We start from the raw sequence: 25,947 nt of genomic DNA on the forward strand, positions 1-25,947 counted from the left end.
GATGGAAGAAAGAACTGAAATAAGCGACCTGGGAGAATTCGGGCTCATCGATTACCTCACCAGAAACATAGAAATACAGAATGCCAGCACCGTACTCGGTGTAGGCGACGACGCCGCTGTAATTGACCATTTCGGCAAACAAACCGTTATCAGCACAGACATGCTGGTGGAAGGCATACACTTCGACCTGATGTATACACCGCTGAAACACCTCGGCTATAAGTCAGTAGTAGTAAACCTCTCTGATATCTACGCCATGAATGCCACTCCCACTCAGATCACCATGAGTGTGGCCTTCTCCAATAAAGTATCCCTGGAAGCACTGAACGAGTTCTATGAGGGCGTTTATGCTGCCTGTGAAAAATACGGCGTAGACCTCATTGGTGGCGATACCAGCAACTCCCAGAAAGGATTCATCATCAGCGTAACAGCTATCGGTGAAGTAACCCCTGACCAGTTCGTCAGAAGATCTACTGCCCAGAAAGGCGATCTGCTCTGCGTTACCGGCGACCTGGGAGCTGCCTACCTCGGCCTCACCCTGCTGGAAAGAGAAAAAAAGATATTCCTGGAAAATCCGGGCGTAAAACCAGACCTGGAAGACCAGACCTATATCATCGGCAGACAACTCAAACCGGAAGCCCGTAAAGACATCATCGAGTTCCTCCAGGAACAGGAAATCATCCCTACCGCTATGATGGACGTAAGCGACGGCCTGAGCTCCGAAATACTGCATATCGCCAAACAAAGCAACCTGGGCGTTGTGCTCTATGAAGAGAAGATCCCGATTGCACAGGAAAGCAAGGAGGTAGCCCTGAAATTCAGCCTCGATCCTACTGCCTGCGCACTCAGCGGTGGCGAAGATTATGAACTGCTGTTCACCATGAAACAACAGGACTACGATAAAATCGTACTCAACGAACAAATCAGTGTCATCGGTTACATGACCGATATTACCGAAGGTGCTCATATCCACACCAAAGGAGGCAATAAATTCAAACTGGTGGCCCAGGGCTGGAATGCCTTCAATCAGGAAGTCTAGCTCCTGCAAACCGCCTGTAAATAACAAAGACGCAAAGGATCATCCCTTGCGTCTTTGTTGTTTTATGACTTGTCTGATTATTTCCCGGATACTGTCACCTTGATGGCTTGACTGTTATGCGTAGGCGGTAAGTCCCCTGCAAAAACGCAGAACTTCAGCAGGTATTCTCCCGGTTTATCAGGCATCACCACCTGCATATCGATCACACGCCTTAACATAGCCCGCTCCAGTGGTATAGTGGATTTCACCGCTGCCAGGGCGACCTCTTTCGTAGAGAAACCGTATCCCAGTACCGGCGGGTTGTCTCTGTCTATGGGTATCGGCTGGCGGTAGCCATTAACTGGCTGGAGAAACACTTTCACAGTTTCGTTCGGATGGGCTTTAATGGTCGTCAGTGCCGGCTTCAGTTCTACCAGGGAATAGGAGTAATATTTGGGCTGTATATAGATATCCCAGGTACCTTTGACGGTCTTCAGGCTGTCAGTCACCGGCATATCAGTACCTGGTTCAAATACTACCATTACCGGCTTGCCCCACAGTTGTTTTTCTGTATCCCAGAAGTTGTACTGGCTGCGCCGGGAATAGCGGCTGTTGAGGCTGTAAGACACCTGTCCGGTATAGAACATGTATTTGGAGGGCAGCTGATAGCTGTTTAAGAACACTACCGGACGCCCTTGTGCACGGGCAGCTACCTGTGATGCCCATTCCTTATTGTGGTGAATTTCAGGCCTTATTTCCACTCCTGGCAGGAAATCCCATACCATGTATACCCGGGTCACGAGTACCAGCAAAAGGGTCACTGGCAAGGTATACAACAGTATTTTCCGCGACCATCCCCTGCGTACTATCGCTTGATGCGCCAGTATCACAACAGGTGTGAATACCATCACGGTCCAGTTGGCTTCTACCCTGCCTTTGAAGGTACTGATCAGGAAAAACACCAATACACCTATCAGACTGAATTTCAGCGCCCGTTCAAACGTATTCTGTATAGGACAACGGAAAGCATAGTATAATATCAACCAACCAACCAGCGGGCCAAACAGCAACAGCTGTCCTCCCAGATAGTCCAGCGTAAAAGTGATATCATAGGCCGACGCATTCCGCTCTACCAGATGATACTGGAGAGAAGGGAAACCGTGGGTATACTGCCAGTAGATATGCGGGAAAAAGAGGATAGTGGTGATGATACAGGCTATCCAAAACTTAAATACCCTCAGCAGGTTCATATTGGACAGGACAGTAAAGAACACCAGCAATACCCCGTGATATTTACTATAAAACATCAGTGCCATGGTAATACCCAGCAGCAGGGTATTGCGCCAGCTCTGTTTTGCCACAAAATAGCGGTAGGCCCAGAAATAAATGGCTGCAAAAAATATCAGGGGCAGGTCAGGAACTGCCAGCATTCCCCCTATCTGCATGGCGCCCATCGCGCCAATGATCAGGTAAAAAAGTATGTTGTCCTTGGAAGCGATCAGCCTGGCGGTCACCCACAGGGTAATGGTATTCAGCAGCACAATGAAGAGACGTACGCCCAGCTCATTGTGAAAAATACTGTACCCCATTTTTATCAGGAGGGCAATCATGGGTGGATGATCGAAATACCCCCAGTCAAGATGGCGGGAATATACCCAGTAATAGGCCTCGTCATCCCACAGCTCGGAGAAGCAGGCTTGCAGGAGGGCCAGCACCAACCATGTCAGCAGGAACAGATTTTTGTACTGGCGTCTCGTAAAAAAGTGGATTATGGCATCCATGCAGTCAGTTATGATTGATTTAATCCTGCGAAGATAGTAGTATTAACAGTAAACTGCCACGTCCCAGTGATCGCGCAGCACGATAAATGCTGCCTCATAACCTATTTCAATGCGTCCCAGCCGGCCATCCAGGCGCAAAGCCCTTGCCGGGTAAAGGGAAGCCATCTTCAGGGCAGTGTGCAACGGGATACCAGCCTTCTCTGCACAGTTATGTACCGCCTTCAACATGGTCAGGCGGGAGCCGGACAACACGCCGGCGGCATTTACATATCGGTTTTTCTCCTGTATATAGATATAATCACCTTCCTGGCTTTCTGCCGCTGCGTCGGAGATCAGAAACAGCCTGCCTTCCATGATACGCTGGCTGATGCTGATAGCAGCAAAATCCACATGTACCCCGTCGGCTACAATACTGGCAAATATCCGGGGATGGTTATATACTGCGCCCACCAGCCCCGGCGCCCGGCTTTCGAGCGGTGACATGGCATTAAACAGATGGGTAACATGATGTATCCCTGCCTCAAATGCAGCAGAGGCCTCTTCATAGGTAGCGTTACTATGGCCTGCGAAGATAGTGATACCGGCGTCCTGCAACTGCTTTACCAGTGCGGGATCACAGCATTCCGGTGCCAGCGTGATGATCTTCACCACCTCTCTCCCCTTGTCCAGTATCCAGTTGATATCTTCCTGAGTAGGCTTGCGGATATATTTTTCCAGGTGTGCTCCCTTTTTAGCCGGGTTGATGAATGGTCCTTCGAGATGCAGGCCCATTACTCCTTTCCCTCCGGCCTGCCAGTAATCTCTGACGGCCTGTATAGCCTGCAACATCTTTGCCGGAGAGGTAGTAGGTATGGTAGGCATGATATGGGCTGTGCCCCCGGCCTTACTGCCCTCATAGGTGGCTGTCAGGGTTTTCACGGAAGGATGTTGAAAAAACAGGGCTCCATTGCCACCATACACCTGCAGATCAATAAAGGCGGGTGCCATAAACCCTCCCTGCAGATCTATCACATCAGTGGTACTGATGTCTGCGGCCGGCAGGATGGCCGTTATCATTCCCTTGTCCGTTACTACTGCATGGTCATTGATGATCCTGTCGCCAGTGAATATCAGGGCGTTAACATATGTAACAGACATATTGGAAATTTTTTTAGGGTTGAATTTCGTACAACTCTAAAGGTAGCCCATCAGGGTCAGTAAAAAAAGTGAAGCGTTTGCCGGTATAGGGGTCTATCCGGATCGTTTCGGTAACAACTCCCCTGCTGTGAAGGGTTTCCACAGCAGCTATAATGTCGTTCACCGCAAAGGCGAGATGCCGCAACCCGCAGGCTTCAGGGTGACTGGGCCTTGGCAGCGGATCAGGGAAAGAAAAAAGCTCAATTACGTACTGGTCACCCAATGCCAGGTCCAGCTTCCAGGAGTCCCGTTCTTCCCGGTATACTTCCCGAATGATCTGCAGGCCCAGCACCTCAGTATAAAAGGTCTTACTACGTTCGTAGTCGACACAAATGATAGCGATATGGTGTACGGCCTGCAGCATGTATTCAGTTTTAAACGAGTTCGTTACTTAAAATAGTGAAGTGATCAGCATCTTTCAGGAAAGGAATATTTTTCCTGACATTATCCAGATGCTCACGTTGAAGGGTATACGTAAAAATATCCTCATCATGTGATTTCCGGTAGATGATTTCTCCCATAGGATCTATCAGACTTGTTTCACCACTATGGTAGATATTGTTGCCGTCGTTGCCTACCCGGTTTACACCGATAGCGTAACATTGGTTTTCGATAGCACGGGCCTGCAGCAGGGTTTGCCAGGCGGTAGTACGGCGTTCGGGCCAGTTGGCCACATACACCAGCACATCGTAGGCAGGGCTGCCGTCGGGCTGTATGCTATTGCGTGCCCATACCGGGAAACGCAGATCATAACAGATATTGAGATTGATCTTCCAGCCTTTTACCTGTGCGATCAGGCGTTTGTTGCCGGGCTGATAATGCTCATGTTCGCCGGCATAACCAAACAGGTGGCGCTTGTCGTAGGTGCCATAGGTACCGTTGGGCAGCATCCAGATCAGCCGGTTCAAGTACTGACCGTTTTCTTCAATAATAAGGCTACCGGTGAGGATAATATTTTTCTCTGCCGCCTTTTTCTTCATCCACTGAACAGCGCTTCCATCCATGGTCTCAGCCAGTTTTTCAGGTTGCATGCTGAAGCCGGTGCTGAACATTTCGGGCAAAAACACTACTTCTGTCCGCTCTCCGATGTTGTTGATTTTTTCATCAAACATCTGAAGATTCGCCGCAATATCTTCCCAATAAAGCTGGGATTGTATCAATGTGACTTTTAAATCTGCCATTATCGATTATTGTAACTACAAAAGTAGTGTCTGACGGATTAGAAACTTTTTAAATTATGCCCTGTTCAGGCATCATTATTTGCAATTTGTTCAAGTGCCTCATTGATGAGGGAGCTTTCAAAGCCGCGCTGCAACAGGTGTTGCATGGTTTTATACCGCTGTTTCATAGCAGTCTCCCTGTTGAGGGACTGGTATTTTTTATCTGCCAGTTTCAGCAGGGCTGCGTAATAGTCTTCTTCATCTATTTCAGCCAGCCCTTTACGAATGCAGTAATCAGACACTTGTTTTTGTTTCAGTTCTGCCTTTATCTTGTTGCGGCCCCACTGTTTTATCCTGAATTTGCCACCGGCAAATGCTTTCGCAAATCGTTCCTCATTAAGGAAATTTTCTGCGATCAGCATAGCAATGGCTTCTTCCACTTCCTCACCCCGGAGGCCCAGCTCCAGGCATTTGTATTTTACTTCCTGGTGGCAGCGCTCCTGATAAGCACAGTAGCGGCGCAGGGTTTCAAGGTCTTTCTCCATTCAGTTATCTTACGATCCTCAACTTGGCGTAGTTGAGCATAATTTTTTTCTCACCGCCGCCTTTGGGGAATACCACTGTGGCGATACGGTTATTGGGAGCACCTTCCATGCCCGTGATGGTCCCGAAGCCAAATTTCTGGTGTTCTACCTGCATACCGGGCTCCATTCCTGCCGGATCATCCGGGGTAAAGCCAGGAGTAGGCACGTGGGTAGTAGCCGCAGATGTTGGTCTGGGGGCTGGTTTAGGAGAAGAAGGCTGTGACACCTGTTGTTGTGCCGGCGTCTTTTTCTGCATGCGGTCAAACATGTTACCGGTGTTGCCACCATTACCCCATCCGGCTGTAGTACCGCCGCCAAAGGCGTTGCGCATACCACCGCCACCGGCATAACTGCGGTCGATATATTTATCCGGCATTTCTTCCAGGAAGCGGCTCGGCTCATTTTGTACCAGGTTACCGAAACGATAGCGGCTGTTGGCGTGTGTCAGCCACAGCCTGGCTTTAGCACGGGTAATGGCCACATAAAAGAGGCGTCTTTCCTCTTCCAGCTCTTCACGGGTGTTGATAGACATACCGCTGGGGAACAGGGTTTCTTCCAATCCCACAGTAAACACCACCGGAAACTCCAGTCCTTTTGCAGCGTGAATGGTCATCAGTTTTACCACGTTGCTGTCTTCGTCAGTGCCCTGGTCTGCATCAGTGAGCAGGGTGATCTGTTGCAGATAGGTGCCCATGGTTTTATTATCCAGCAGTTCGCCTTCTTCATCCGGAGTTTCAGTAAATTCCTTGATGGAGTTGAGGAGCTCCTGCACGTTTTCGTAGCGGGCCAGTCCTTCTGTGGTTTTATCGTTAAACAGTTCTTTTACGATATTGGTGGATTTACCAACCGTCACGGCCACATCATAGGCGTTATGGGTGGTGAGTAGCGCCTGGAAGCTTTTGATCATGGTCACAAAGGCTTCTATTGCTTCAAGGGTGCCACTTCTGAATCCGAATTCACGCGCTCTTTCCAACACTTCCCACATGGTGATGTTGTGTTCGTTGGCGAGCACGATGGTTTTTTCCATGGTTGTTTTACCGATACCTCTTACCGGGTAGTTGATGATCCTTTTCAGGCTTTCTTCATCACGGGTATTCATGGTAATACGGAGGTAAGCCACGAAGTCCTTGATTTCCTTACGCTGATAGAAAGACAGGCCCCCGAAGATACGGTAGGGAATGGCTTTACGGCGCAGGCTTTCCTCGAAAGAACGGCTCTGTGCGTTGGTACGGTAAAGGATCACGAAGTCGCGGTTATCGTAGTGGTTGCGCAGCTTTTGTTCTGCGATGGTATCAGCCACAAACTTACCTTCTTCGTTGTCGGTCATGGTACGCACCAGTTTGATAGTATCCCCTTCTGTATTGTCGGTCCAGAGATTTTTTTCAATCTGTCCTTTGTTGTGGGCGATTACTTCGTTGGCCACATTGAGGATGGATTTGGTACTGCGGTAGTTTTGTTCGAGTTTCACCACTTTCACGTCATCATAGTCTTTTTCGAACTGGAGGATGTTTTGTATGGTGGCGCCGCGGAAGGAGTAGATACTTTGGGCATCATCACCTACCACGCAGATATTTTCGTTTACGGCTCCCAGCAGTTTAATGATCTCATACTGAGCAGGGTTGGTATCCTGATACTCATCGATCATGATATATTTAAACTTGTGCTGATATTTATGTAATACTTCAGGGAAGCTTTTGAGCAGCACGTACATTTTAAACAGGAGGTCATCAAAGTCCATGGCGCCGTTTTTAAAGCAGCGTTTGGCGTACATATCGTAGATCTTTCCGATGAGGGGTCTGTTGGCCCTCATGTCTTCCTGTTGTACGAGATGGTCGAGCTGGTATTCTTCGGGGCCCATCAGGCTGTTTTTGGCAGCGGAGATGCGGTTATAGACGAAGTTGGGTTTATAATGTTTATCGTCGAGGTTAAGCTCGTTAACGATGGTTTTCACCACACTTTTGGCGTCGTCGGAATCGTAGATGGTAAAATCGTTGGGATATCCCAGCCGGTGAGCTTCTGCACGGAGGAGGCGTGCAAATACGGAGTGGAAGGTACCGATGTAGAGGTTGCGGGCTTCGCTGCCTCCCAGGATTTTTTCCACACGTTCTTTCATTTCGCGTGCTGCCTTGTTGGTAAAAGTCAGCGACAGAATATTAAACGCATCCACCCCATTTCTCATCAGGTGTGCAATACGTGTGGTCAGTACTTTTGTTTTTCCCGAACCGGCGCCTGCAACGATCATCAGGGGTCCATTGATATGAGATACTGCTTCCCGCTGTCTTTCGTTAAGCTCGTCTAAATAATTTGCCTTCATCACGACTTTTTTGTAGGGTGTAAAAGTACGAAATGAAACTGTGATTCTTTTGATTTTGCTGATGCACCTGATGGCTGAAGCATGACTTTGCTTGCCCAGACCGGGAATCATTTTTTTGATGGTAGCAAAATGATTTTACTTCACAGGCCGGGGCCGGTGTTTAAATATTTTATCTGATTTGATGGATACGGGGTAACGGTAAAGGGAACGGGGCGGATACGTTTTTCCGAGGGGTCGGCCGAAACCGAAGCCCGCAAACATAAGTACAGCAGATACTTACTGCCTGACCAGCAATGGTGATGCAGATAAAAACAGCATAGTATCCTAACACATCTCAGCGCTCTATCGGGTATTCATAAGATAATAGCGGCTTCCGGTATTTGTCCTGGTTTGCCGGGCTTCTGGTTTTACAAAAGCCTTAACAACTGGTAAATATCTTCAAAAAATAATTTCAGTGCCTGGTGATCCTGGTTTTCAACATTTTGCGGGCGAAATGGATGCGGCTTTTTACGGTTCCCAGCGGTTCATTCAGAATAGCAGCGATCTCATAGTATTTATACCCTTCAAAATAGAGCAGGAATGGTTGTTTGAAGATAACAGGCAAATTATAGACAGCCATCTGTACATCTTTCACCCGGAGATCTGATTCTGCAAAATTGCCAATAGCGGAAGGCTGGTGGCTCAGCAGATAATCTCCTACAGCGTTGTCCAGCAATTTATACTGGCGATTTCCCCGGCGGTAGTTGTTGATAAAAATATTCCGCATAATGGTGTACAGCCATGCACGGATATTGGTACCGGCGAGGTATTTATCGCGGTTGGACAAAGCTCTGAACAGCGTTTCCTGGTAGAGGTCTTTTGCTGACTCGGAGTCTTTGGTAAGCGTAACTGCATACGGCCGCAGGAAATCGGCATTTCCTAGTAACAAATTGTTGAATTCGGTGGATGACATAACGGTTAACTTTAAATTTTCGAAATGGACTACAGCAAGCAACCCTTTTGAGGGCAGGGAGTGAGTGCTTTTTGGGGCAGTAATGGTAGCCACCGGTACTCCGTCCGGTGTACTGCCCGGCACCTGCAGCGTCTGGTGTGGGGTGGTATCAACACCCGTAAGCCGACTGAGAACAGGTGCCCTAACCAGGTGTCTTGATTCTCATCGTATATTCGTTTTAGTTAGAGAATAAGATTGCATTTGGGGATAATTTGTTGAACAAAAACAGGGTCTTATGATTCTTAATTTATTTTCCTTCGAATTATTTTCTTTTTAACCGGAGAGATAGCGATATCAGCATGATGCCCGATATCACCGCATAAAATCCAAACAGCCACGTCAGGGTAAGTGCAGCCGCTTCGGGGTTAGATAATAGCAGGATACCAAAGAGAATAGAAATGGTCCCGCCTGCGATATACCAACCTTCACCCGTTATCAACGCCCGTAACCTGATCGCAATAATGATTTCAAAAATACCGGCCAGCATGGCCCAGAAACCTACCAGGAAGACCAGCGCCGCCCCGGTAGCAAAAGGATTGTATAATGTAAGGAAACCTAATATAACACCTATCAAACCCGACAACAGAAATATGCCCCAGTTCTCTGTTGTTTTCCGTGCAGCTATTGCTCCAATCAAAGCGAACAGCCCAGCTACAAAAAGGTAGCCCCCCAGGAAAACAATCAGCGTGGTGAAAGTGGCACCTGGCCATATAATAGCCAATACCCCCAAAATCAAGGCAAAAATCCCTCTAAGCAAAAAAATCCACCAATAGGCACTATAAAAATTACGCATGCATCTCTCGTTTTATAATTCACAATAAGTGGCTAAATGACAGGATAAATCGCGTTTAAACAATCAGGTATATGCTTGAGTTTCCCAGGATAATATTATAAAACGATAAATGTCAACTACCTTCCTTAGGTAATACTGTGATAACATCGTACTCTGCCGCGGACTAATGCATACATCCTGATAGAGCAATGGTTTATCATAAGAAAGGTGGCAGGTGTTTTCATGATGGTAATTTTATAATGATACCAAAGCAGGGTCTAAGTTCTCTAACTGAATAGACTCAGGCTCTGCCTGATATTATTAAATACCGATTCGAACAACAACAGGTTAGTCTAAAATGTTTTTAAGGGTTTGCCTGACTCTCGGAAAAAAACTCGTCGATTCACACACAAATGACAATGCTTACATTCACTCATTGATTCACATAAAAAATAGGATATATATATCTATTATTATAAGCTAGGACTCCTTACACAATTTATAATTTTTTGTTAAAAAAACCAAAAGAAACTGTGATTCATTTTGATATTTTTCCTGGGTCGTTTGAATTACAGTAGTCCCCTGATTCTCCTGATAGAATAACGGTGAAGGTTATATGATTTTTTATCAATGAAAATTCAGACTGATGAGGATATCAAATAAAGAGAAGAGAGAAAGAAAAAGAAAAAACAAACCCTGTCTGCATCTACATCAGACAGGGTTCATTTCTTTAAAATATTCGTACTGATCTCCGCTCATCAGGAACATCAGCGGCATCATACAGATCACAGTTATCGTTCGTTTCTATCTACCGGCAATCGTACAGGCCTGTTGGCCAGCTCCCACGCTGTGTAAAACACAAGTTGCGCTCTTCTTGCCAACAGATTGAAGTTGATTTTATCAACGGTATCAGTGGGCTTATGATAGTCTGCGTGTGTACCGTTGAAATAAAAGATCACCGGTATTCCATGACTCGCGAAATTGTAATGATCGGAACGATAGTAAAACTGATGCGGATCGTCAGGATCATTGTATTTATAATCCAGCTGAAAACCGGTAAAGGTATTGTTGGCGTTTTCACTGATAGGACGCAGTGCAGAACTCAGCTTGTTATCCCCAATGAGGTATACATAATTGGTATCATGTTCATGTTCGGGATCAACACGGCCAATCATATCGATATTGAGGTCCACAATAGTGCTGGCCAGCGGATACACCGGATTGGCTGTATAATAGGCTGATCCCAGCAATCCCTTTTCTTCCCCGGAAACGGTCATAAATACGATGCTTCTGCGGGGCCGGTGGCCGTCTTTGGCGGCTTTCCCGAAGGCCTTCGCCATTTCAATTACGGCGGTAGTGCCGGACCCGTCATCATCCGCACCAAAATAGATCTGTCCGTCTACGATACCCAGGTGATCATAGTGTGCGGTGACAAATACGATCTCGTCTTTTTTATCGGAGCCTTCCAGATAGCCCAGTACATTGGAGGGCCACAGGGTCAGATCTTTTTTGTGGAAAACGATATGCAGCGGACTGACAGAAGTTTGCGGCAGTATTCCTTTTTCAGCCTGCAGACTGTCCCCGCCCATGATGAAGGCAGCTGTTGCCGGCGTAATGTAATAGATGCCGGCTCTGCTGCTGGTGTCGCGGTTTTTATAGATATCTGTTTTGCGGATGTATTGCTGGTCCAGTGCGCGGAACCTGTTAGCTCCCTTACTCACCACCAGCAAAGCCCTGGCACCTCTGAAAGCAGCCACAGCAGCTTTTTCTGTTGGGTTGGCCAGTTCTCTGGACATCGTGGAGGGAGCACCTTCCCTGACTATTACGATTTTATCTTTTACATCCAGTCCTTTGTAGTCATTGCGCTCGGGCGAGATAATACCGTAGCCGGCATAAACGATGTCTGCGTTGATATCGGTATCAGGTGTTTCCTGAACGCTGGCGTAAAAGTCGAGGCCAAAATGGAAAGTACGATCTCCTGAGGTGAGCGTGCCCGTTTCCAGGCTGTCGCGGTAGAGAGGATAATGCTGTTCCCATGCGCCTTTAGCACCAGGTTGCAGGCCCGCTTCCCTAAACTGCGAGATGATATAGGCAGCGGCTCTCTCCTGCCCGCGGGTACCTGTTTCCCGTCCTTCCATGGTTTCGCCGGCAATGACAGACAGCTGCTTTTTGGCAGATTCCGGAGTGATCATTGCTCCGTACCGGCTGGCGATTGTTTTGTTGGTAACTGGCTGGTAGGTCTTCTGTGCATCTGCACTGGCCAGAAAAAGAAAACATACTACCGTGACAAGAAGTCTCATGAACTACATTTTGGTGAAGCTGTAACAGCTATAAAAAGAAAGAGCCGGACTTTCATCCGGCTCTTTAATATACAAATAATATGATCATGTGTTGACCAGGCTTGTGGGGAATGGTTAAAAACCATTACAGACAGGCCATTTTGCTGACACGATTCTGATGGCGACCGCCTTCGAAAGGTGTCTCAGCGAAGATATCAACCATCTGATTAGCGACGGCTACATCCACAAAACGGGCGGGAATACACAGTACGTTGGCATTGTTGTGTGAACGTGCCAGTCTTGCCAACTCTTCTCCCCAGCAGATAGCAGCACGGATGCCCTGGTGTTTATTGGCTGTAATAGCTACTCCATTGGCGCTACCGCAGATGAGGATACCAAAGGCAGCCTGTTCTCTTTCTACGGCTGTAGCTACCGGATGTGCGTAGTCCGGATAGTCTACCGAATCTTTGGAATGTGTTCCGTAATCCTTTACCGTGAATCCTTTTGCTTCCAGATAGGAAATCACTTCTTCCTTGTATTCAAACCCTGCGTGATCAGACCCGATAGCTACAGGCAAAGCAGTGTTAAAGGTATGTTGTTGCATAGCATTACTGTTTACTGTTAGAAAGTATCCTTAGGACCATTCTTCCACTTCTTGTTTTTTCGCTGCCGCTTCTCTTTCGCGAATCGCTTTTTTGGATATAAAGATACTGATTTCGTATAGACAGTATAAAGGAGTGAACACGATCAGCTGATCTACGAGGTCTGGAGGCGTGATGATGGCTGCCAGTATCAGGATTACCACGATCGCATGTCTTCTGTAATTACGCAGGAAATCAGGAGTGAGAATACCTAGTTTGGTCAGGAAATACACCAGTATCGGCAGTTCAAACAGCACTCCCATACCCAGTACAATCTGGGACATCAAATCAAAATAGTCATCAATAAAAAACTGGTTAATAGCTTTCGTTGTCACCGTATAAGACGCGAGGAAGTTGATGGTAAAAGGCGCCATCAGGAAGTAAGCAAAACAGATGCCCAGGAAAAACTGGAAAGACACCCAGAAGATAGCTCCCTTGGCCCATCTCAGTTCCTTCTCCTTCAGTGCGGGTTTTACAAAACGCCAGAACTCCCAGAAAATATAAGGGAAGGCACATATAAAGCCGATGGTGAAAGCCAGTCTGAACTGCAACATAATCTGACCTACCATTTTGTAGTTCAGGAATTGCACTTTCACTGGTGTAATACAGAGGTTGTCACCCATACCTACCCAGTGGCTCAACTTACACAATGCGATATAGGAGGGGAAGTTTGCGTTGGTAGGCCCGAATATCACGTTGTCCAGGATCTCCTGGGTATATACAAATCCGAATATACTAAACGCTACTATTGCCAGTGCGGATCTTACGAGGTGCCAGCGGAGATCTTCGAGGTGATCAAAAAAAGACATCTCTGCCTTATCCTCGTTATTTGAAAAAAACTTTTTTAACATGTTTTATTAGGATCGAGCGGTATTGAATATATTTTCTACAGGATCACAAATATAGTTGTTGAAGTCTACAATTTACAGTGGAAGCGAGATAAAGTATGAGGTTTTAATAGTCTTTTAAGACAACAGGAGTAGCAATGGGAGCCGTAGTAGCAGTAGTGTTGGCTTGAGTAGGGATAAAAAAAAGAGCCAGCCCGAGAAGAATCAAGAGCCGGCCTTTCATCCATTGTTTGTTAACCCCAAAAAAGTTGAATTCGAGAATGTCTTTTGCTTCCAGTTCAATTTACTTACCTAATTGATGGCAAGCTTTCAGTATAAGTAAGAATCACTGGTCGCTTTTATATTGTAATACAAAAATAACAAGAATTATTTTATTATCAATGTTGGAACACTTTTTTTACAACCTTTTAACAAAAATCAAATCATTGTGTTACATCATCCACAGCAAATGTATACAATCCGTGTTAAATTCCTACTACTTTTTTAAAAAACGTTTTAGCAAATTTGTTATTATACCGTTAATACAAACATTACGATTAATTTTATATCATATAAACATCGTATAATATCTGCTAAAATACGGTACCTCAGCCCAGAATTTTCATCTTTACCATCTCGATGCGTGTGTCTGTAACATTCAGTATATCAAACTCATAGTCACCAATAATGATCCTTTCTTTTATCTTGGGAATGGTTTCATGGTGATTGATGATATATCCTGACAACGTTTCGCTTTCATCTTCCGGAAAATCCAGACTATATTTTTCATTTAAGTAATCAAGCTCCAATCTTCCTGAAAAAATATATTCTTTCTCGGCGATCTGTTTTTCTACGAACTCTTCTTCATCGTGTTCATCCTTGATCTCTCCGAAGATTTCTTCCAGTACATCTTCAATGGTCACTATACCGGCAGTTCCACCAAACTCATCCACAACCCATGCGATGCTTTTGCGCTCTTTGTTGAACTTGCTCAGCAGATCGATGGCGCTCATTGTTTCCGGCACAGCCAGTATCGGGTGAATGATGCTTTCGATGTTCTGCGGATTTTTAAACATGTCCAGTTGATGAATATAACCCAGAATATTATCGATTGTTGCATCGTAGATAATAATCTTGGACAGTTTTGTTTCCATGAACTTTTTCCGCGCGTCGATGATAGGGTTTTTGATATCGAGTGCTTCTATCTCCTTGCGGGGGATCAGACAGCCACGGATTTTAACATGAGCCAGTGACAGTGCATTTTCGAACAGTTCGGTGTTGAGCTCCTGGTTTTCACCAAAGTGCTGCTGCGACTGCCGGATGAAATGCTCCACATCTACCCGTGTAAAGGACTCGCGTGTTTCGAGTATGCGCACGTTAAAGAGGTATTTCAGCATCCATTCGGAAATAGACACCAGCACATTGCCGATCACGAACAGCGGTTTGGCCACAACAGAGATTGGCAGAGCGAAAAAGCTCAGCAGTGCTTCCGGGCGTGACCGGAAAATGGCTCTGGGTATAAAAAAGCCCAGGAACAGCATTATCAGCGATGCCAGCAATATTTCCAGGAAAATCACGAGCGGCATGGGCACGTTTTCAGGTGCTGCAGTACTGGCTTCCCAGATCGGCTGAAAAAAGCCTGCGAGCAGGATGCTGTAGATCACCACGGTGATTGTAAGACCAACGAGGCTGGTAGCCAGAAAACGGCTGGGATGCTCGTTAAAACCGGCCAGTATTTTGCCGGTAGCCCTCCCCTGCTTCTTTTTGAGCTCAATGCTGAGTTTATTCACATTGGCAAAGGCAGCTTCTATACCTGAGAAGAAGGCCGCCAGCAGTACGAGGAAAACTAGAATTATAATTGTGTATCCGTCCATCCTAACAAAAATAACGAATTAGGTACACCAACGATCACCCTGCTATTTTATATTCAAAAAATCATTTACCAGATTTTTCACTTCTTCGTAGGCCCGTTCCAGTTCGTCGTTGACAACAATCCTGTCAAACTCATGAGAGAAAGACAGTTCGTACTGTGCTTTGGCGAGACGCTCGTCCAGTGAAGCCTGTGTTTCGGTGCCCCTTTCGCTGAGACGGGTCCGCAGCGCATCGATAGAAGGTGGTTGGATAAAAATAGTGAGGGCTTTATCGTGGTAGTGTTCTTTGATAGAGAGGGCTCCTTTTACATCAATATCCACCATCGGTATCTGGCTGTTATCCCAGATGCGTTGCAGTTCGCTCTTCAGCGTACCGTAGTATTTGCCGGCATATACCATTTCATATTCTGCGAAGGCATTTTCATCAATTTTAGTGTGGAACTCCTCAGTGGTCATGAAATAATAATCCCTTCCGTTTACTTCGCCTTCACGGGCGGTACGGGTGGCAGCGGACACTGAAAAGGCCAGAACAGGCATGCTGGCCAGCATTTTTTTTACGATGGTTGTTTTACCGGCTCCGGAGGGGGCGGTGACAATGATGATCTTTTTTTCCATTATGATAATAAAAGTCGAAAATAGGCAGCTTGCCTCAAATGCAAAACCCAAAATCCAGTAAAATGTTTCCTGGAGTTTGGGTTTTGAGGAGGTATTAACAGTTTGTTTAAATACGCTTGATATCGGCACCCAGGTTTCTCAACCGTTCGTCGATGTACTGGTAACCGCGGTCAATCTGGTCGATGTTCTGGATGGTGCTTTTGCCTTCGGCGCTGAGGGCGGCGATCAGCAGGGAAACACCGGCGCGGATATCCGGAGAAGACATGGTGATGCCCCGCAGCTGGTGCTGACGGCCAAGGCCTATCACCACAGCACGGTGCGGATCGCACAGTACTATCTGTGCGCCCATATCGATCAGTTTATCCACGAAGAACAGTCTGCTCTCGAACATTTTCTGGTGGATCATCACGCTGCCTTTGGCTTGTGTGGCTACTACCAGCACAATGCTCAGCAGGTCGGGTGTAAATCCGGGCCATGGGTGGTCGGAGATGGTAAGGATGGAGCCATCGAGGAAGGTCTGTATTTCATATGATTCCTGAGAAGGAATATAGATATCATTTCCTCTGATCTCGAGTTGTATACCGAGGGAGCGGAATTTGTCGGGGATGATACCCAGACTTTCCACGCCCGCATTTTTGATGGTGAGCTCACTTTGAGTCATGGCAGCGAGACCGATGAAAGATCCGATCTCAATCATGTCAGGGAGCATGCTGTGCTGGCATCCGCCGAGGGTAGCCACCCCTTCGATCGTGAGCAGATTGGAACCTACGCCGCTGATACGGGCGCCCATGCTGTTGAGCATTTTGCAGAGCTGCTGCAGGTAAGGTTCGCAGGCAGCGTTGTAGATGGTGGTGGTTCCCTGTGCCAGTACTGCAGCCATCACGATGTTGGCGGTACCGGTAACACTGGGTTCATCCAGCAGCATATAAGTGCCTTTAAGTCCGCCGGCAGGGGCTTCCAGGCGGAAGTAGTTATCGTCTGCATCGTAAATGAAGCGGGCACCCAGTTTTTCAAAACCGATGATATGGGTATCCAGGCGGCGGCGGCCGATCTTGTCACCTCCGGGTTTGGGGATCAATGCCTTTCCAAACCGGGCCAGGAGCGGGCCGGCAATCATTACGGAGCCACGGAGCCTGCCGGATTTCTTTTTGAAATCGGCGCTCTGCAAATAGACCAGGTCGATATTGTCGGCCTGAAACTCACACTTATCACGGCTGATACGGTTTACTTTTACGCCTGCATCTCCCAACAGTTCTATCAACAGGTTGACATCTACTATATCCGGAATATTGTGAATGGTGACTTTCTCTGCAGTCAGCATCACGGCGCTAATGATTTGTAAAGCTTCGTTTTTGGCACCCTGGGGTATAATTTCCCCCTTCAGACGGTTGCCACCTCTTACTTCGAAGGCACTGCTCACTTGTTCCTGTTTTTGTATTTGTTATTGTGCTTGTTGTTATTGTTTTTGCCTCCGCCTCCGCTGTTGCCTTTGAACTTGTTGTTCTGCTGGAAGTTTTTGCGTTTGTTGGACCGGAAATGATCTCCGCCACCGGTGTTGCCGCTGGTATTGAAAGTCATGCCGCCGGTTTGTGTGTTGACACTGCTGCTAACGCTGGCATTTCCCGGCTGGTAGTCCAGTTCATTATTACTGATGGCCATCAGTTCACCCCTGATAGCATCGTCATGTACACTTTCCTTGTGCCAGTTGGAATAGGCGAGTTTCATGTAGTTGCCGATGCATTGAGTAAACCCTTCCTTCTTTTCCTGGTTGTCTTCATGGATGGCTTTGTCGATCACCAGTTCCAGGTTTTTACCAAAGTGACGGTTCCGGGGATATTTTTTAGGATATGGCAAACGGTCCGGTTTGGCCTGCAGGGCTTCCCTTGTGGGTGTCGGATATGGAGATTCCACATTCAGGTTGAATCCGGATATGTTAAAGATATGGTCCCATAGTTTGTGTCTGAAGTCCTCCACATTTCTCAGGTGCGGATTAAGCGTACCCATTAATTCGATCACTGCCATCGCATTGCGCTGGCGGTCCTCATCATCCTCTATGGTTACCAGGAATTCCACCATTTTCTGGATATTCCTGCCATATTCCTTCATTATCAGGTAATTACGCGTGGTATTATATTCCATTATATGTATTTAAAAATATTATTGATGTAGGAACATCTTAAAAGTGAAGATAGTAAAGTGACTGCATCCATGCAAAAATAACAAAAAAATACAAGGAACATTTAACTGTACAGCATTGTTAAACACCCAAAACGGGATGACATGGGACTTTTAACGGACAAGGTAGCCTTAGTAACCGGGGCAGGCTCCGGCATTGGCAAATGTGTAGCGGAAATTTACGCGCGTAATGGTGCCAGCGTGGTGGTGAGTGACATCGATGAAAAGGGTGGAAAGGCCGTCACAGAAGGGATTACACAAGCCGGTGGCAAAGCTGTTTTTATAAAATCAGATGTCAGCAGGGCGGCTGAATGTGAACAGCTGGTGGCTGCCACGCTGAAACAATACAAGCAGCTCGACATTGCCTGCAATAATGCTGGTATAGGAGGTGAGTCTGCTCCTACCGGTGCTTACCAGCTCAGTGAATGGGAAAAGGTGATCAGCATCAACCTGAACGGGGTGTTTTATGGCATGCGTTATCAGTTGCCCGTCATGGAAAAAGCCGGCAGCGGCGTGATCGTCAATATGGCTTCTATCCTGAGCGCTGTAGGCTTTGCCGGGGCCTGCGCTTATGTAGCGGCCAAACACGCGGTGATAGGGCTTACGCAAACAGCTGCCATGGAATATTCCGCCAAGGGTATCCGCATCAATGCTGTAGGTCCCGGATTTATAGAAACCCCTTTATTAAAACATCTGAGCCAGCAGGAGATGCAGGCACTGATAGCGTTGCATCCCATAGGCCGGTTAGGCAAGCCGGAGGAAGTAGCAGAACTGGTATTATGGTTAAGTTCTCCCCTTTCTTCCTTCGTGACTGGTGGTTATTACCCGGTAGACGGGGCGTACCTGGCCAGATGATTTTCAGGATTTGGAGATTTATGGATTCAGAGAAGTAGAGATTTTGTTATTTTGTTAAAGTAGCAAGACCTTCAGATAACAAAATTTCTAATCCATAAATCTCTAATGCAGCAAAATAAACTCCCCATACTCCTTCTCCACGGCGCACTTGGCGCCGGGATACAGTTTCAGGCGCTGGCCGCCCAACTGGAGCCTTATTACGATGTTCATATTATCAACTTCAGTGGTCACGGCGATGTGCCATTTTCAACCAATGGCTTTAGTATCCACGTGTTTGCCGCAGAAGTGCTGGAATACCTCGACCGGCAGCAGCTCGACTTTGTGCATGTATTTGGTTACAGCATGGGTGGTTATGTGGCCATGTACCTGGCCCGGCATTATCCGGAAAAAATAGGCCGGGTGATGACACTGGCCACCAAATACAACTGGAACGAGGCTACGGCCAGCAACGAGGTTAAACAACTGGATCCAGTACTGATTGAAGAAAAGGTACCGGGGTTTGCCAGAATACTGCAGGAAAGGCATGTGTCCAATGACTGGAAGGAAGTAGTATCACGTACGGCGCAGCTGATAACGGAGCTGGGGCATCAGTCGCTGTTAAAGCAGCAGGATTTTGCGCAGGTAGCATCGCCCTGTATGCTGTTGCTGGGCGATCGTGACAACATGGTATCTTTTTCAGAAACGATCGAAGTATATAAATCCTTGCCGGAAGCTCAACTGACGATATTGCCGGATACGGCACATCCGCTGGAAAAGGCAGATGTACCGCTGCTGGCATATTTTATTAAGAGGTTTACTACGCAGAAAATAGCATAGGGGGTTATTCGCCCATAGCCAGTTTTCCCCAGTTGTTCAATTCTTCTTCTGTCCATAATTCCGGGAAAAACACGATTCGTTTGTTTTTCGGGGGCAGATACTGTTGCCAGTTGGTGCCGCCGGTGGCCACGATGTCTTCCGGTTTTTTGTGCAGGTACCTTACGGCAGATTTGTAATGCATCAGGGGCCAGCGCACGTTGATATTCAGGTCATACTCCTTCAGCAGAGGGATGATGGCCTGTCTGTCTGCTTCCGGCAGCTGCAGATATGCTGACTGGATATTACGTTGTTCGTAACGGGTGGCCAGGTCCAGGAAGGGGCCCATATATTTGAGCTCAAACTGTCGCAGCGTCAGGGTTTTCTTACCGGTAGCCAGTTCTGTGGCACCACTTCTCCAGTAAATATTGTCCAGCACTGTATTCAGCTCACTGTTTATCAGGTCCGCACGTTGGGGCTCATACACCAGATTTTGCAGTCGGGTGGAGCAAATCTCGATCATACGGAACTGACCACTCTGGAATCCGCTGGCCGGCAGCAAAGCCATCCTGAACTGCAGGAACTGTTCTTTATCCATTCCGTCCACCATGATCTCGAAAGAGTTGATCAGGTTTCGGAAATAGTTGTTGATCCTTTTCAGTTGGGTGGTAAACACCGTTGCTGACAATTCCGGTGCCTGGCATATCTGATCGATAGCCTGCAGGGTCAGTTTAAAATACAATTCCGTTATCTGGTGATAAATGATGAAGATGTTTTCATCCGGAATCGGCGTGCGCGGATGTTGCAGGTTGAGCAAAACATCCAGTTGGATATAATCCCAGTATGTCAGATAGTCCGCGTATAGGAGCCCGTCGAGATAGGAAGACAGGTTTTGGCCCATGGCGGAATATTTTTCTTCCAGCCGTTTGATTTTTTCGGCAATTTCTGTTGTAACCATTGGTGAAAATTAAGCATTCCGGGTGAAAAAGCAACTACAGTAGCTTTCAGGGCCGGGCACTTAATTATTCCACCACGTTGATAGTGCGGTAAAAACTTTCTTCGAGAGAGATAAGGGTTTCGGTTCGTTCAATGCCTTTTATTTTCTGTAGTTCATCGTGGAGTATACGGCGTAACTGGGTGATGTCTTTACAAATAATTTCTGCGAACATGCTGTAGCTGCCGGTAGTGTAGTTGAGGCGTACCATTTCCGGGATTTTGCGGAGTTCTTTGGCGACAGTGTCGTACATGGAACTTTTTTCGAGATAGATACCAATAAAGGCGATTACATCATAACCAATCATTTTCAGATCTACATGTAATTTAGTACCTTTAACTATACCCAGTTCTTGCAATTTCTTCATTCTCACATGAATGGTGCCGCCGGAAACGAACAGTTTTTTCCCCAGATCGGCGTAGGAGATTTCAGCATTATTCATCATCTCGCTGATTATCTGCAAATCGAGTTTGTCAATATTCAAATTGTGGCTCATTTTTACAATTTGTTTTTGAATGTTTTAAAGTTATATGCAAATATTTAAAAAATATCGAAAATTCAAAAATTTTTCTTAAAAAATTTGCAAGAAATCAGCCTTACCTTTAGATTTGCATTATAATCATTATTCAAATGGCTATTGAAAAGCACTGGCTGTAATGATAATACAAAATTGTGGGATGATGAAACTGGCAGACATGCCCCCTTGTCTCGGGGGTGGGGAGTTCGGGATAAACGTAGTATAAATGGGTTGACCACTAATCTTAATTGTACTATGGCTAACTGCCCCGTGGAGGTTCGACTCCTCCTCCTACAGCCAATTGGTTTAAAGAGCTCGTAGATCACTGATCTATGGGCTTTTTTTATGCGATCCTGTCCCGCAGAGACCGCAAAGGAAGCCAGGCCAATAAGCTGGTTCTTTGCACCCTTTGTGCCTTTGCAAGAAAATAAGCTAATTTTGCCCTCAATGGGACAGAAAAAATTACAACGCTTTGCAGAAATAGAGACCTTCCCCAATGTATTGATATATCCGGAAGGCATGCAGGGAAAATGGAACGAACATTTTAAGAATAATCATCCGGTTACGCTGGAACTGGCCTGTGGTAAAGGAGATTATACACTTGGGCTCGCCCGCATGTACAAGGACCAGAATTTTATCGGCGTAGACCTGAAAGGCAACCGCATCTGGAGAGGCGCCAAAACAGCCATTAACGAAGCGCTCGATAACGTGGCCTTCCTCCGCACCCAGATTGATAAACTGGACAATTATTTTGCTCCCGGAGAGATCAAAGATATCTGGATTACGTTTCCGGACCCATTCCTTCGTAAATCGAAATCCAAGAAAAGGCTGACACATCCGAAGTTCCTGCAGCTATTCCAGCCACTGCTGGCAACAGGCGCTACCATCAATCTGAAAACAGATTCTCCGGAGCTGTACGCTTTTACACAGGAAGTGATTGCTGCCTCCGGACTGACGCTGCTGGAAGACATTCCGGATGTATATGCGCTGCCGGAAGTACCGTCACTGCTGAAAATACAGACCTATTACGAGGGCATGCACCTGGCAGACGGCCGTACCATCCGTTACCTCAGATTCCAGCTGCCCGCCTCCCGACTGGACTGGCGCAGCATAAAACTGCCTTCCGATGAAGCAACCGTTGGTGGAGAAGATTGATTTTTACTATAACGCGGAGGGTTATATGGTGTTTACCGAAAAGTATCATCTAGACCGCGGCTACTGTTGTGGCAACGGTTGTAAACATTGTCCATTTGCATATGAAAACGTACCCGAACCCAAAAAGTCCCTCCTCCTCAAACGACGCAGCGAAGAAAAAGACGGGCAGTGAGCCCGCCTCTTTCTTTGACGTGGTTTATAAAATAGTCCGTAAAATACCCAAAGGCCGTGTCACCACTTACGGTGCCATCGCGGAAGCCGCTGACATCAAACTCACGCCCCGGATGGTGGGCTGGGCTATGAACGGCGCCGGCCGTGTCAAGCCGGTCGTACCCGCCCATCGGGTAGTCAACCGTAACGGCGAACTTAGCGGACGACATTTTTTTGCCACCCCTACCCTTATGCAGGAACTACTTGAACAGGAAGGGGTTACGGTAAAAAATGACAAGATAACCGACTTTAAAACCGTATTTTGGGACCCGGGCGCCCGAAAAGCACCCTCCGCCGTAAAAAAGAAGGACTGATCACCATTCTCCCGTACAGCAATATTTTTATACTATGACTATACTCAAATTAAAACTGGACCAGGAGCAATTGGTAGAAGATTTTTTTGAGAACACCCACCTGATCGGTATCGCCTCTAGCGCCCGCGATTACCAGCTCTGCTGGCAGATCAACCGGCAGCTATATACCAACTTCAGGGTCAACAACCTCCTGGAAATTACCCTTTCGAAGAAAAACAGGTCCTTCCATTTTACAGTGATGGAGTTTAACGAGCCTACCAATTCCGTCTCCCACTACTTTTACAATAACCACTGCCAGGCAGAATTTTTGCTGCCTGAACTAAAGCACATCCACTTCCTCTGGCTGATCAAAGGAGATTATTACCAGGCTACGGATATAAAAAAATTATTGGACGAATTACGCCTCGTACCGCTTGTACAATTAGTATCTTTACTGGATACGAGAGAGATTAAAAATAGAATGAACCTCATTTTTTAGGACAGGATTTAAGACCGACAGCTGCTTCCAGCATAATATTTTGAACCAGCAACCTACTGAATTGCCTTGTTTTCACCTTTAAACATTCCGCTGTATGTGGGCAAAAAAAGACAATCAACTGTACCGGGCTTTTATCTTCAAAGACTTCCGGGAAGCATTCGCGTTCATGACCAAAGTGGCCCTGGTAGCTGAAAAGATGGACCATCATCCCTACTGGATCAATATCTACAATACAGTAGAAATATACCTCAGCACACATGATGCCGGCAACGTGGTGACAGAGAAAGACCAAAATATGGCGAAAGCCATCGATCAATTGTTATAATCAAAATCTCATACACCATCTGTGAAGCGCATTATTATCCTAATGCTGTTGTACTGTTATACTGCAGGAGCCTTTGCCATTAACCCCTCCCATGATACCCTGATAGCAAAAGACGGTTTTGCTGCCTCGGAACTGGACCTGCGTCCCTACATAAACAGCCTCTCCGACAAAGAGGGTCACCTGAGCATACAACAGGTGACACATCTGCCCTTTACCCCATCCCCACAACTCTTTCATGACTACAAAAAAAATAACGGACAGGTCAACAACTGCTGGCTGCAGTTAAGGGTAAAAAATGAAGGCGCTGCTCCCCTCAATGCCATTCTCTTTGCCGGATGGCACGACTTCATGTACTGGTACGAAAAACCACCCGGCGATACAGTCAGGCTGCTGATGCAAACCGGTCTGATGGCCGACAAGGGAGGCGTAGAAAGATGGGACCACTACGGGTTCAACATCAACATTCCTCCCCATCAGTTCCGCACATTCTATCTCCATATCATCAATAAATCATACAACGAAAATCCGCTCATGCCCATGCTCTTCAGCGAGCAGGCCTTTGCCCGCTTCCATAACCGGCAGCAGGACACCTACCGCAAGGAAACGGTAGTGATACAGGTATTGCTGGGCATGCTGCTGGTGTTTTTCAGCATCTCCGTCATCAACTATATACAGTTGCCTGACAGGTCGTACATCTATTTTGCCATCTATATACTGGGACTGATACTGTTCTTCGCCCTGCGGCTGGAAAGCAAACCCTATCAGCTTTCCTTCTTCCACCGCTGGCCTATGCTGAAGTACTACTGGGACATTCCGGGGCTGCTGTTTTGTTTCTATCTCATGTACCTGATGTTTGGCAACACCTTCCTGAACCTGAAAGAAAGATACCCTTTCATGGAACAGGTGTTTGCCTGGGTATCCACTATTGTGGGCGGGCTGATCATTGTATGTATGTATTGTATCATGATCGAACAATATCATTTGCCGGTGATCATCTATAGTTATGTATATTTTTGTACACTGATACCGCTGCTGGTAGTATTTGTAGCGCTGGCCAAACGCTCCAGGCATCACCCGCTGGTGCGTTTTTTCCTGTATGGGTCTGTATGTCTGTATCTGGCCTGCCTGGGCTCTTTCCTTATGCACATCCGGCCACTGGGGCTGCTCAGTGCACTGGGTGAACTGGCCGCCCCCAGTATGTTGCTGATCGGCGGCGTACTGCTGCAGGCCATGTTTTTCCTGGCCGGCCTCAGTTATCGTAACAAACTGGTACACCTTGAAAGAACACGGACGCAAGAACTGCTGATCAAACAGCTCAACAAAAACAAGGAGCTGCAACGCAAACTCAACGAGCAACTGGAAGAACTGGTAAAAGAACAGACCACGGAAATTCTCCGTAAAAAACAGGAGCTGGAAGAACAACGAAAGATACAGCTGGAGACAGAGTATGATAAAAAACTGACGGAGATAGAGCTGAAGGCCATCCGGGCGCAGATAAACCCTCACTTTATCTTTAACTGCCTCAACTCTATCCAGCTGTTTGTGATGCAGCGGGATTATGAGTATGCCCAGAAATATTTGTCGGACTTCTCCTATCTGATCCGCAAAACGCTTGATTTTTCACGGCGCAACTTCATATCCCTGGCCGATGAGATCACCTACCTGAATACTTATCTGGGTCTGGAGAAAATGCGTTTCGAAAACAGAATGGAGTATGAAATTGTAGTAGATCCGGAGATCGCCACGGCCGAACTGGAGATTCCGGCTATGTTGCTGCAGCCTTATGTGGAGAATGCCGTCAAACATGGTATGACTAATCCGCAGCAGCCGATTGGCCATCTCTCCATCCATTTTAATCAGGTAGCCGCTGATATGCTGGAATGCGTAATCGCCGACAACGGCATTGGTATTGCCCGGTCGAGGTCATTGCGCACCTTGCCCCAGCATCACCAGTCTTCCGGCATGGAGATGAGCCAGAACAGAGCGGAGCTGCTTAATAAGATGTATAATACGGAAATCCATATCGAGATAATTGACAGATCGGCACGTAATGAGGAAGACAGTGGTACTGTAGTCAGGATTCTCATTCCACAGCTGTAAAAA

26 protein-coding genes are annotated in these 25,947 nt (G+C 46.8%); 9 read left to right on the forward strand and 17 right to left on the reverse strand.

All coding sequences use genetic code 11. The features are described from left to right. Position 1 precedes the first annotated feature (1 nt). On the forward strand, positions 2 to 1,039 hold the full coding sequence (gene thiL, locus KD145_RS17930) for a thiamine-phosphate kinase (protein ID WP_212000434.1): 1,038 nt from the start codon (positions 2 to 4) through the stop codon (positions 1,037 to 1,039). 77 nt (positions 1,040 to 1,116) lie between these two features. Here the strand turns inward: thiL and KD145_RS17935 are convergent, their stop codons facing one another. The 15 genes from KD145_RS17935 to KD145_RS18005 all read right to left on the reverse strand — a co-directional run bounded on the left by KD145_RS17935 (position 1,117) and on the right by KD145_RS18005 (position 18,168). After that, a complete protein-coding gene (locus tag KD145_RS17935; RefSeq protein ID WP_212000436.1) occupies positions 1,117 to 2,799 on the reverse strand; it encodes a glycosyltransferase family 39 protein in 1,683 nt (560 codons plus the stop codon). 42 nt (positions 2,800 to 2,841) lie between these two features. Next, entirely contained in the window at positions 2,842 to 3,936 is a 1,095-nt protein-coding gene (nagA, locus tag KD145_RS17940; protein WP_212000440.1) for an N-acetylglucosamine-6-phosphate deacetylase, read from the reverse strand. A gap of 13 nt (positions 3,937 to 3,949) precedes the next feature. Beyond that, positions 3,950 to 4,339: a VOC family protein gene (locus KD145_RS17945; protein ID WP_212000442.1), complete on the reverse strand. Its 390-nt coding sequence runs from the start codon at positions 4,337 to 4,339 to the stop codon at positions 3,950 to 3,952. A 10-nt stretch (positions 4,340 to 4,349) separates the two neighbouring features. Next, complete coding sequence (locus tag KD145_RS17950) at positions 4,350 to 5,156, reverse strand: amidohydrolase (RefSeq protein ID WP_212000444.1); 807 nt, start codon at positions 5,154 to 5,156, stop codon at positions 4,350 to 4,352. Positions 5,157 to 5,221: 65 nt separating this feature from the next. Then, positions 5,222 to 5,680: a regulatory protein RecX gene (locus KD145_RS17955; protein WP_212000445.1), complete on the reverse strand. Its 459-nt coding sequence runs from the start codon at positions 5,678 to 5,680 to the stop codon at positions 5,222 to 5,224. A 4-nt stretch (positions 5,681 to 5,684) separates the two neighbouring features. Then, positions 5,685 to 8,033, reverse strand: coding sequence for an ATP-dependent helicase (locus tag KD145_RS17960; RefSeq protein WP_212000446.1), 2,349 nt, complete (start codon positions 8,031 to 8,033; stop codon positions 5,685 to 5,687). 451 nt (positions 8,034 to 8,484) lie between these two features. Beyond that, positions 8,485 to 8,985 (reverse strand): RNA polymerase sigma factor, encoded by a 501-nt coding sequence (locus tag KD145_RS17965; RefSeq protein WP_078669945.1) that lies wholly within the window; start codon positions 8,983 to 8,985, stop codon positions 8,485 to 8,487. A gap of 301 nt (positions 8,986 to 9,286) precedes the next feature. Further along, the gene (locus tag KD145_RS17970; protein ID WP_212000447.1) at positions 9,287 to 9,817 is read right to left on the reverse strand and encodes an HdeD family acid-resistance protein; all 531 of its coding nucleotides are present in this window, start codon (positions 9,815 to 9,817) and stop codon (positions 9,287 to 9,289) included. A 770-nt stretch (positions 9,818 to 10,587) separates the two neighbouring features. Further along, on the reverse strand, positions 10,588 to 12,096 hold the full coding sequence (locus KD145_RS17975; protein WP_212000449.1) for a M28 family peptidase: 1,509 nt from the start codon (positions 12,094 to 12,096) through the stop codon (positions 10,588 to 10,590). Between the two features lie 124 nt (positions 12,097 to 12,220). Next, on the reverse strand, positions 12,221 to 12,679 hold the full coding sequence (rpiB, locus tag KD145_RS17980; protein ID WP_212000451.1) for a ribose 5-phosphate isomerase B: 459 nt from the start codon (positions 12,677 to 12,679) through the stop codon (positions 12,221 to 12,223). A gap of 30 nt (positions 12,680 to 12,709) precedes the next feature. Continuing rightward, complete coding sequence (gene tatC, locus KD145_RS17985; protein ID WP_212000452.1) at positions 12,710 to 13,567, reverse strand: twin-arginine translocase subunit TatC; 858 nt, start codon at positions 13,565 to 13,567, stop codon at positions 12,710 to 12,712. A 584-nt stretch (positions 13,568 to 14,151) separates the two neighbouring features. Beyond that, positions 14,152 to 15,417: a hemolysin family protein gene (locus tag KD145_RS17990; RefSeq protein WP_212000453.1), complete on the reverse strand. Its 1,266-nt coding sequence runs from the start codon at positions 15,415 to 15,417 to the stop codon at positions 14,152 to 14,154. Between the two features lie 42 nt (positions 15,418 to 15,459). Beyond that, a complete protein-coding gene (gmk, locus tag KD145_RS17995) occupies positions 15,460 to 16,029 on the reverse strand; it encodes a guanylate kinase (protein WP_212000454.1) in 570 nt (189 codons plus the stop codon). A 106-nt stretch (positions 16,030 to 16,135) separates the two neighbouring features. Then, positions 16,136 to 17,449, reverse strand: coding sequence for a UDP-N-acetylglucosamine 1-carboxyvinyltransferase (gene murA / locus KD145_RS18000; RefSeq protein ID WP_212000463.1), 1,314 nt, complete (start codon positions 17,447 to 17,449; stop codon positions 16,136 to 16,138). After that, complete coding sequence (locus KD145_RS18005) at positions 17,446 to 18,168, reverse strand: DUF4290 domain-containing protein (protein ID WP_212000464.1); 723 nt, start codon at positions 18,166 to 18,168, stop codon at positions 17,446 to 17,448. The genes murA and KD145_RS18005 overlap by 4 nt, the downstream gene beginning before the upstream one ends. Before the next feature lie 141 nt (positions 18,169 to 18,309). Here KD145_RS18005 and KD145_RS18010 point away from each other — a divergent pair, with 141 nt between their 5' ends. Together KD145_RS18010 and KD145_RS18015 are read left to right on the forward strand one after the other, a co-directional pair. Next, positions 18,310 to 19,059 carry an SDR family NAD(P)-dependent oxidoreductase gene (locus KD145_RS18010; protein WP_212000465.1) on the forward strand — a complete coding sequence of 250 codons (750 nt, stop codon included), beginning with the start codon at positions 18,310 to 18,312 and terminating at the stop codon, positions 19,057 to 19,059. A 105-nt stretch (positions 19,060 to 19,164) separates the two neighbouring features. After that, entirely contained in the window at positions 19,165 to 19,875 is a 711-nt protein-coding gene (locus KD145_RS18015) for an alpha/beta fold hydrolase (RefSeq protein WP_212000466.1), read from the forward strand. A gap of 4 nt (positions 19,876 to 19,879) precedes the next feature. On the opposite strand, the gene KD145_RS18020 is transcribed toward KD145_RS18015, so the two are convergent. After that, positions 19,880 to 20,809 carry a tryptophan 2,3-dioxygenase family protein gene (locus KD145_RS18020; RefSeq protein WP_212000467.1) on the reverse strand — a complete coding sequence of 310 codons (930 nt, stop codon included), beginning with the start codon at positions 20,807 to 20,809 and terminating at the stop codon, positions 19,880 to 19,882. A 64-nt stretch (positions 20,810 to 20,873) separates the two neighbouring features. Further along, on the reverse strand, positions 20,874 to 21,341 hold the full coding sequence (locus KD145_RS18025) for an Lrp/AsnC ligand binding domain-containing protein (RefSeq protein ID WP_029465139.1): 468 nt from the start codon (positions 21,339 to 21,341) through the stop codon (positions 20,874 to 20,876). Between the two features lie 468 nt (positions 21,342 to 21,809). On the opposite strand from KD145_RS18025, the gene trmB reads away from it, so the two are divergent. From trmB to KD145_RS18055, 6 genes are all read left to right on the forward strand, one after another. Beyond that, positions 21,810 to 22,517 carry a tRNA (guanosine(46)-N7)-methyltransferase TrmB gene (gene trmB, locus KD145_RS18030; protein WP_212000469.1) on the forward strand — a complete coding sequence of 236 codons (708 nt, stop codon included), beginning with the start codon at positions 21,810 to 21,812 and terminating at the stop codon, positions 22,515 to 22,517. Positions 22,518 to 22,542: 25 nt separating this feature from the next. After that, entirely contained in the window at positions 22,543 to 22,689 is a 147-nt protein-coding gene (locus KD145_RS18035) for a DUF5522 domain-containing protein (protein WP_249219851.1), read from the forward strand. Next, entirely contained in the window at positions 22,619 to 23,041 is a 423-nt protein-coding gene (locus tag KD145_RS18040; RefSeq protein ID WP_212000473.1) for an MGMT family protein, read from the forward strand. The genes KD145_RS18035 and KD145_RS18040 overlap by 71 nt, the downstream gene beginning before the upstream one ends. Before the next feature lie 34 nt (positions 23,042 to 23,075). Continuing rightward, positions 23,076 to 23,519 carry an IPExxxVDY family protein gene (locus KD145_RS18045; RefSeq protein WP_212000475.1) on the forward strand — a complete coding sequence of 148 codons (444 nt, stop codon included), beginning with the start codon at positions 23,076 to 23,078 and terminating at the stop codon, positions 23,517 to 23,519. A 94-nt stretch (positions 23,520 to 23,613) separates the two neighbouring features. Then, a complete protein-coding gene (locus tag KD145_RS18050) occupies positions 23,614 to 23,844 on the forward strand; it encodes a 4a-hydroxytetrahydrobiopterin dehydratase (protein ID WP_212000477.1) in 231 nt (76 codons plus the stop codon). A 21-nt stretch (positions 23,845 to 23,865) separates the two neighbouring features. Beyond that, positions 23,866 to 25,944, forward strand: coding sequence for a histidine kinase (locus KD145_RS18055; protein WP_212000478.1), 2,079 nt, complete (start codon positions 23,866 to 23,868; stop codon positions 25,942 to 25,944). Positions 25,945 to 25,947: the final 3 nt, after the last annotated feature.

The organism is Chitinophaga sp. HK235, from assembly GCF_018255755.1.
In the GTDB taxonomy this organism is placed as follows: Bacteria; Bacteroidota; Bacteroidia; order Chitinophagales; family Chitinophagaceae; genus Chitinophaga.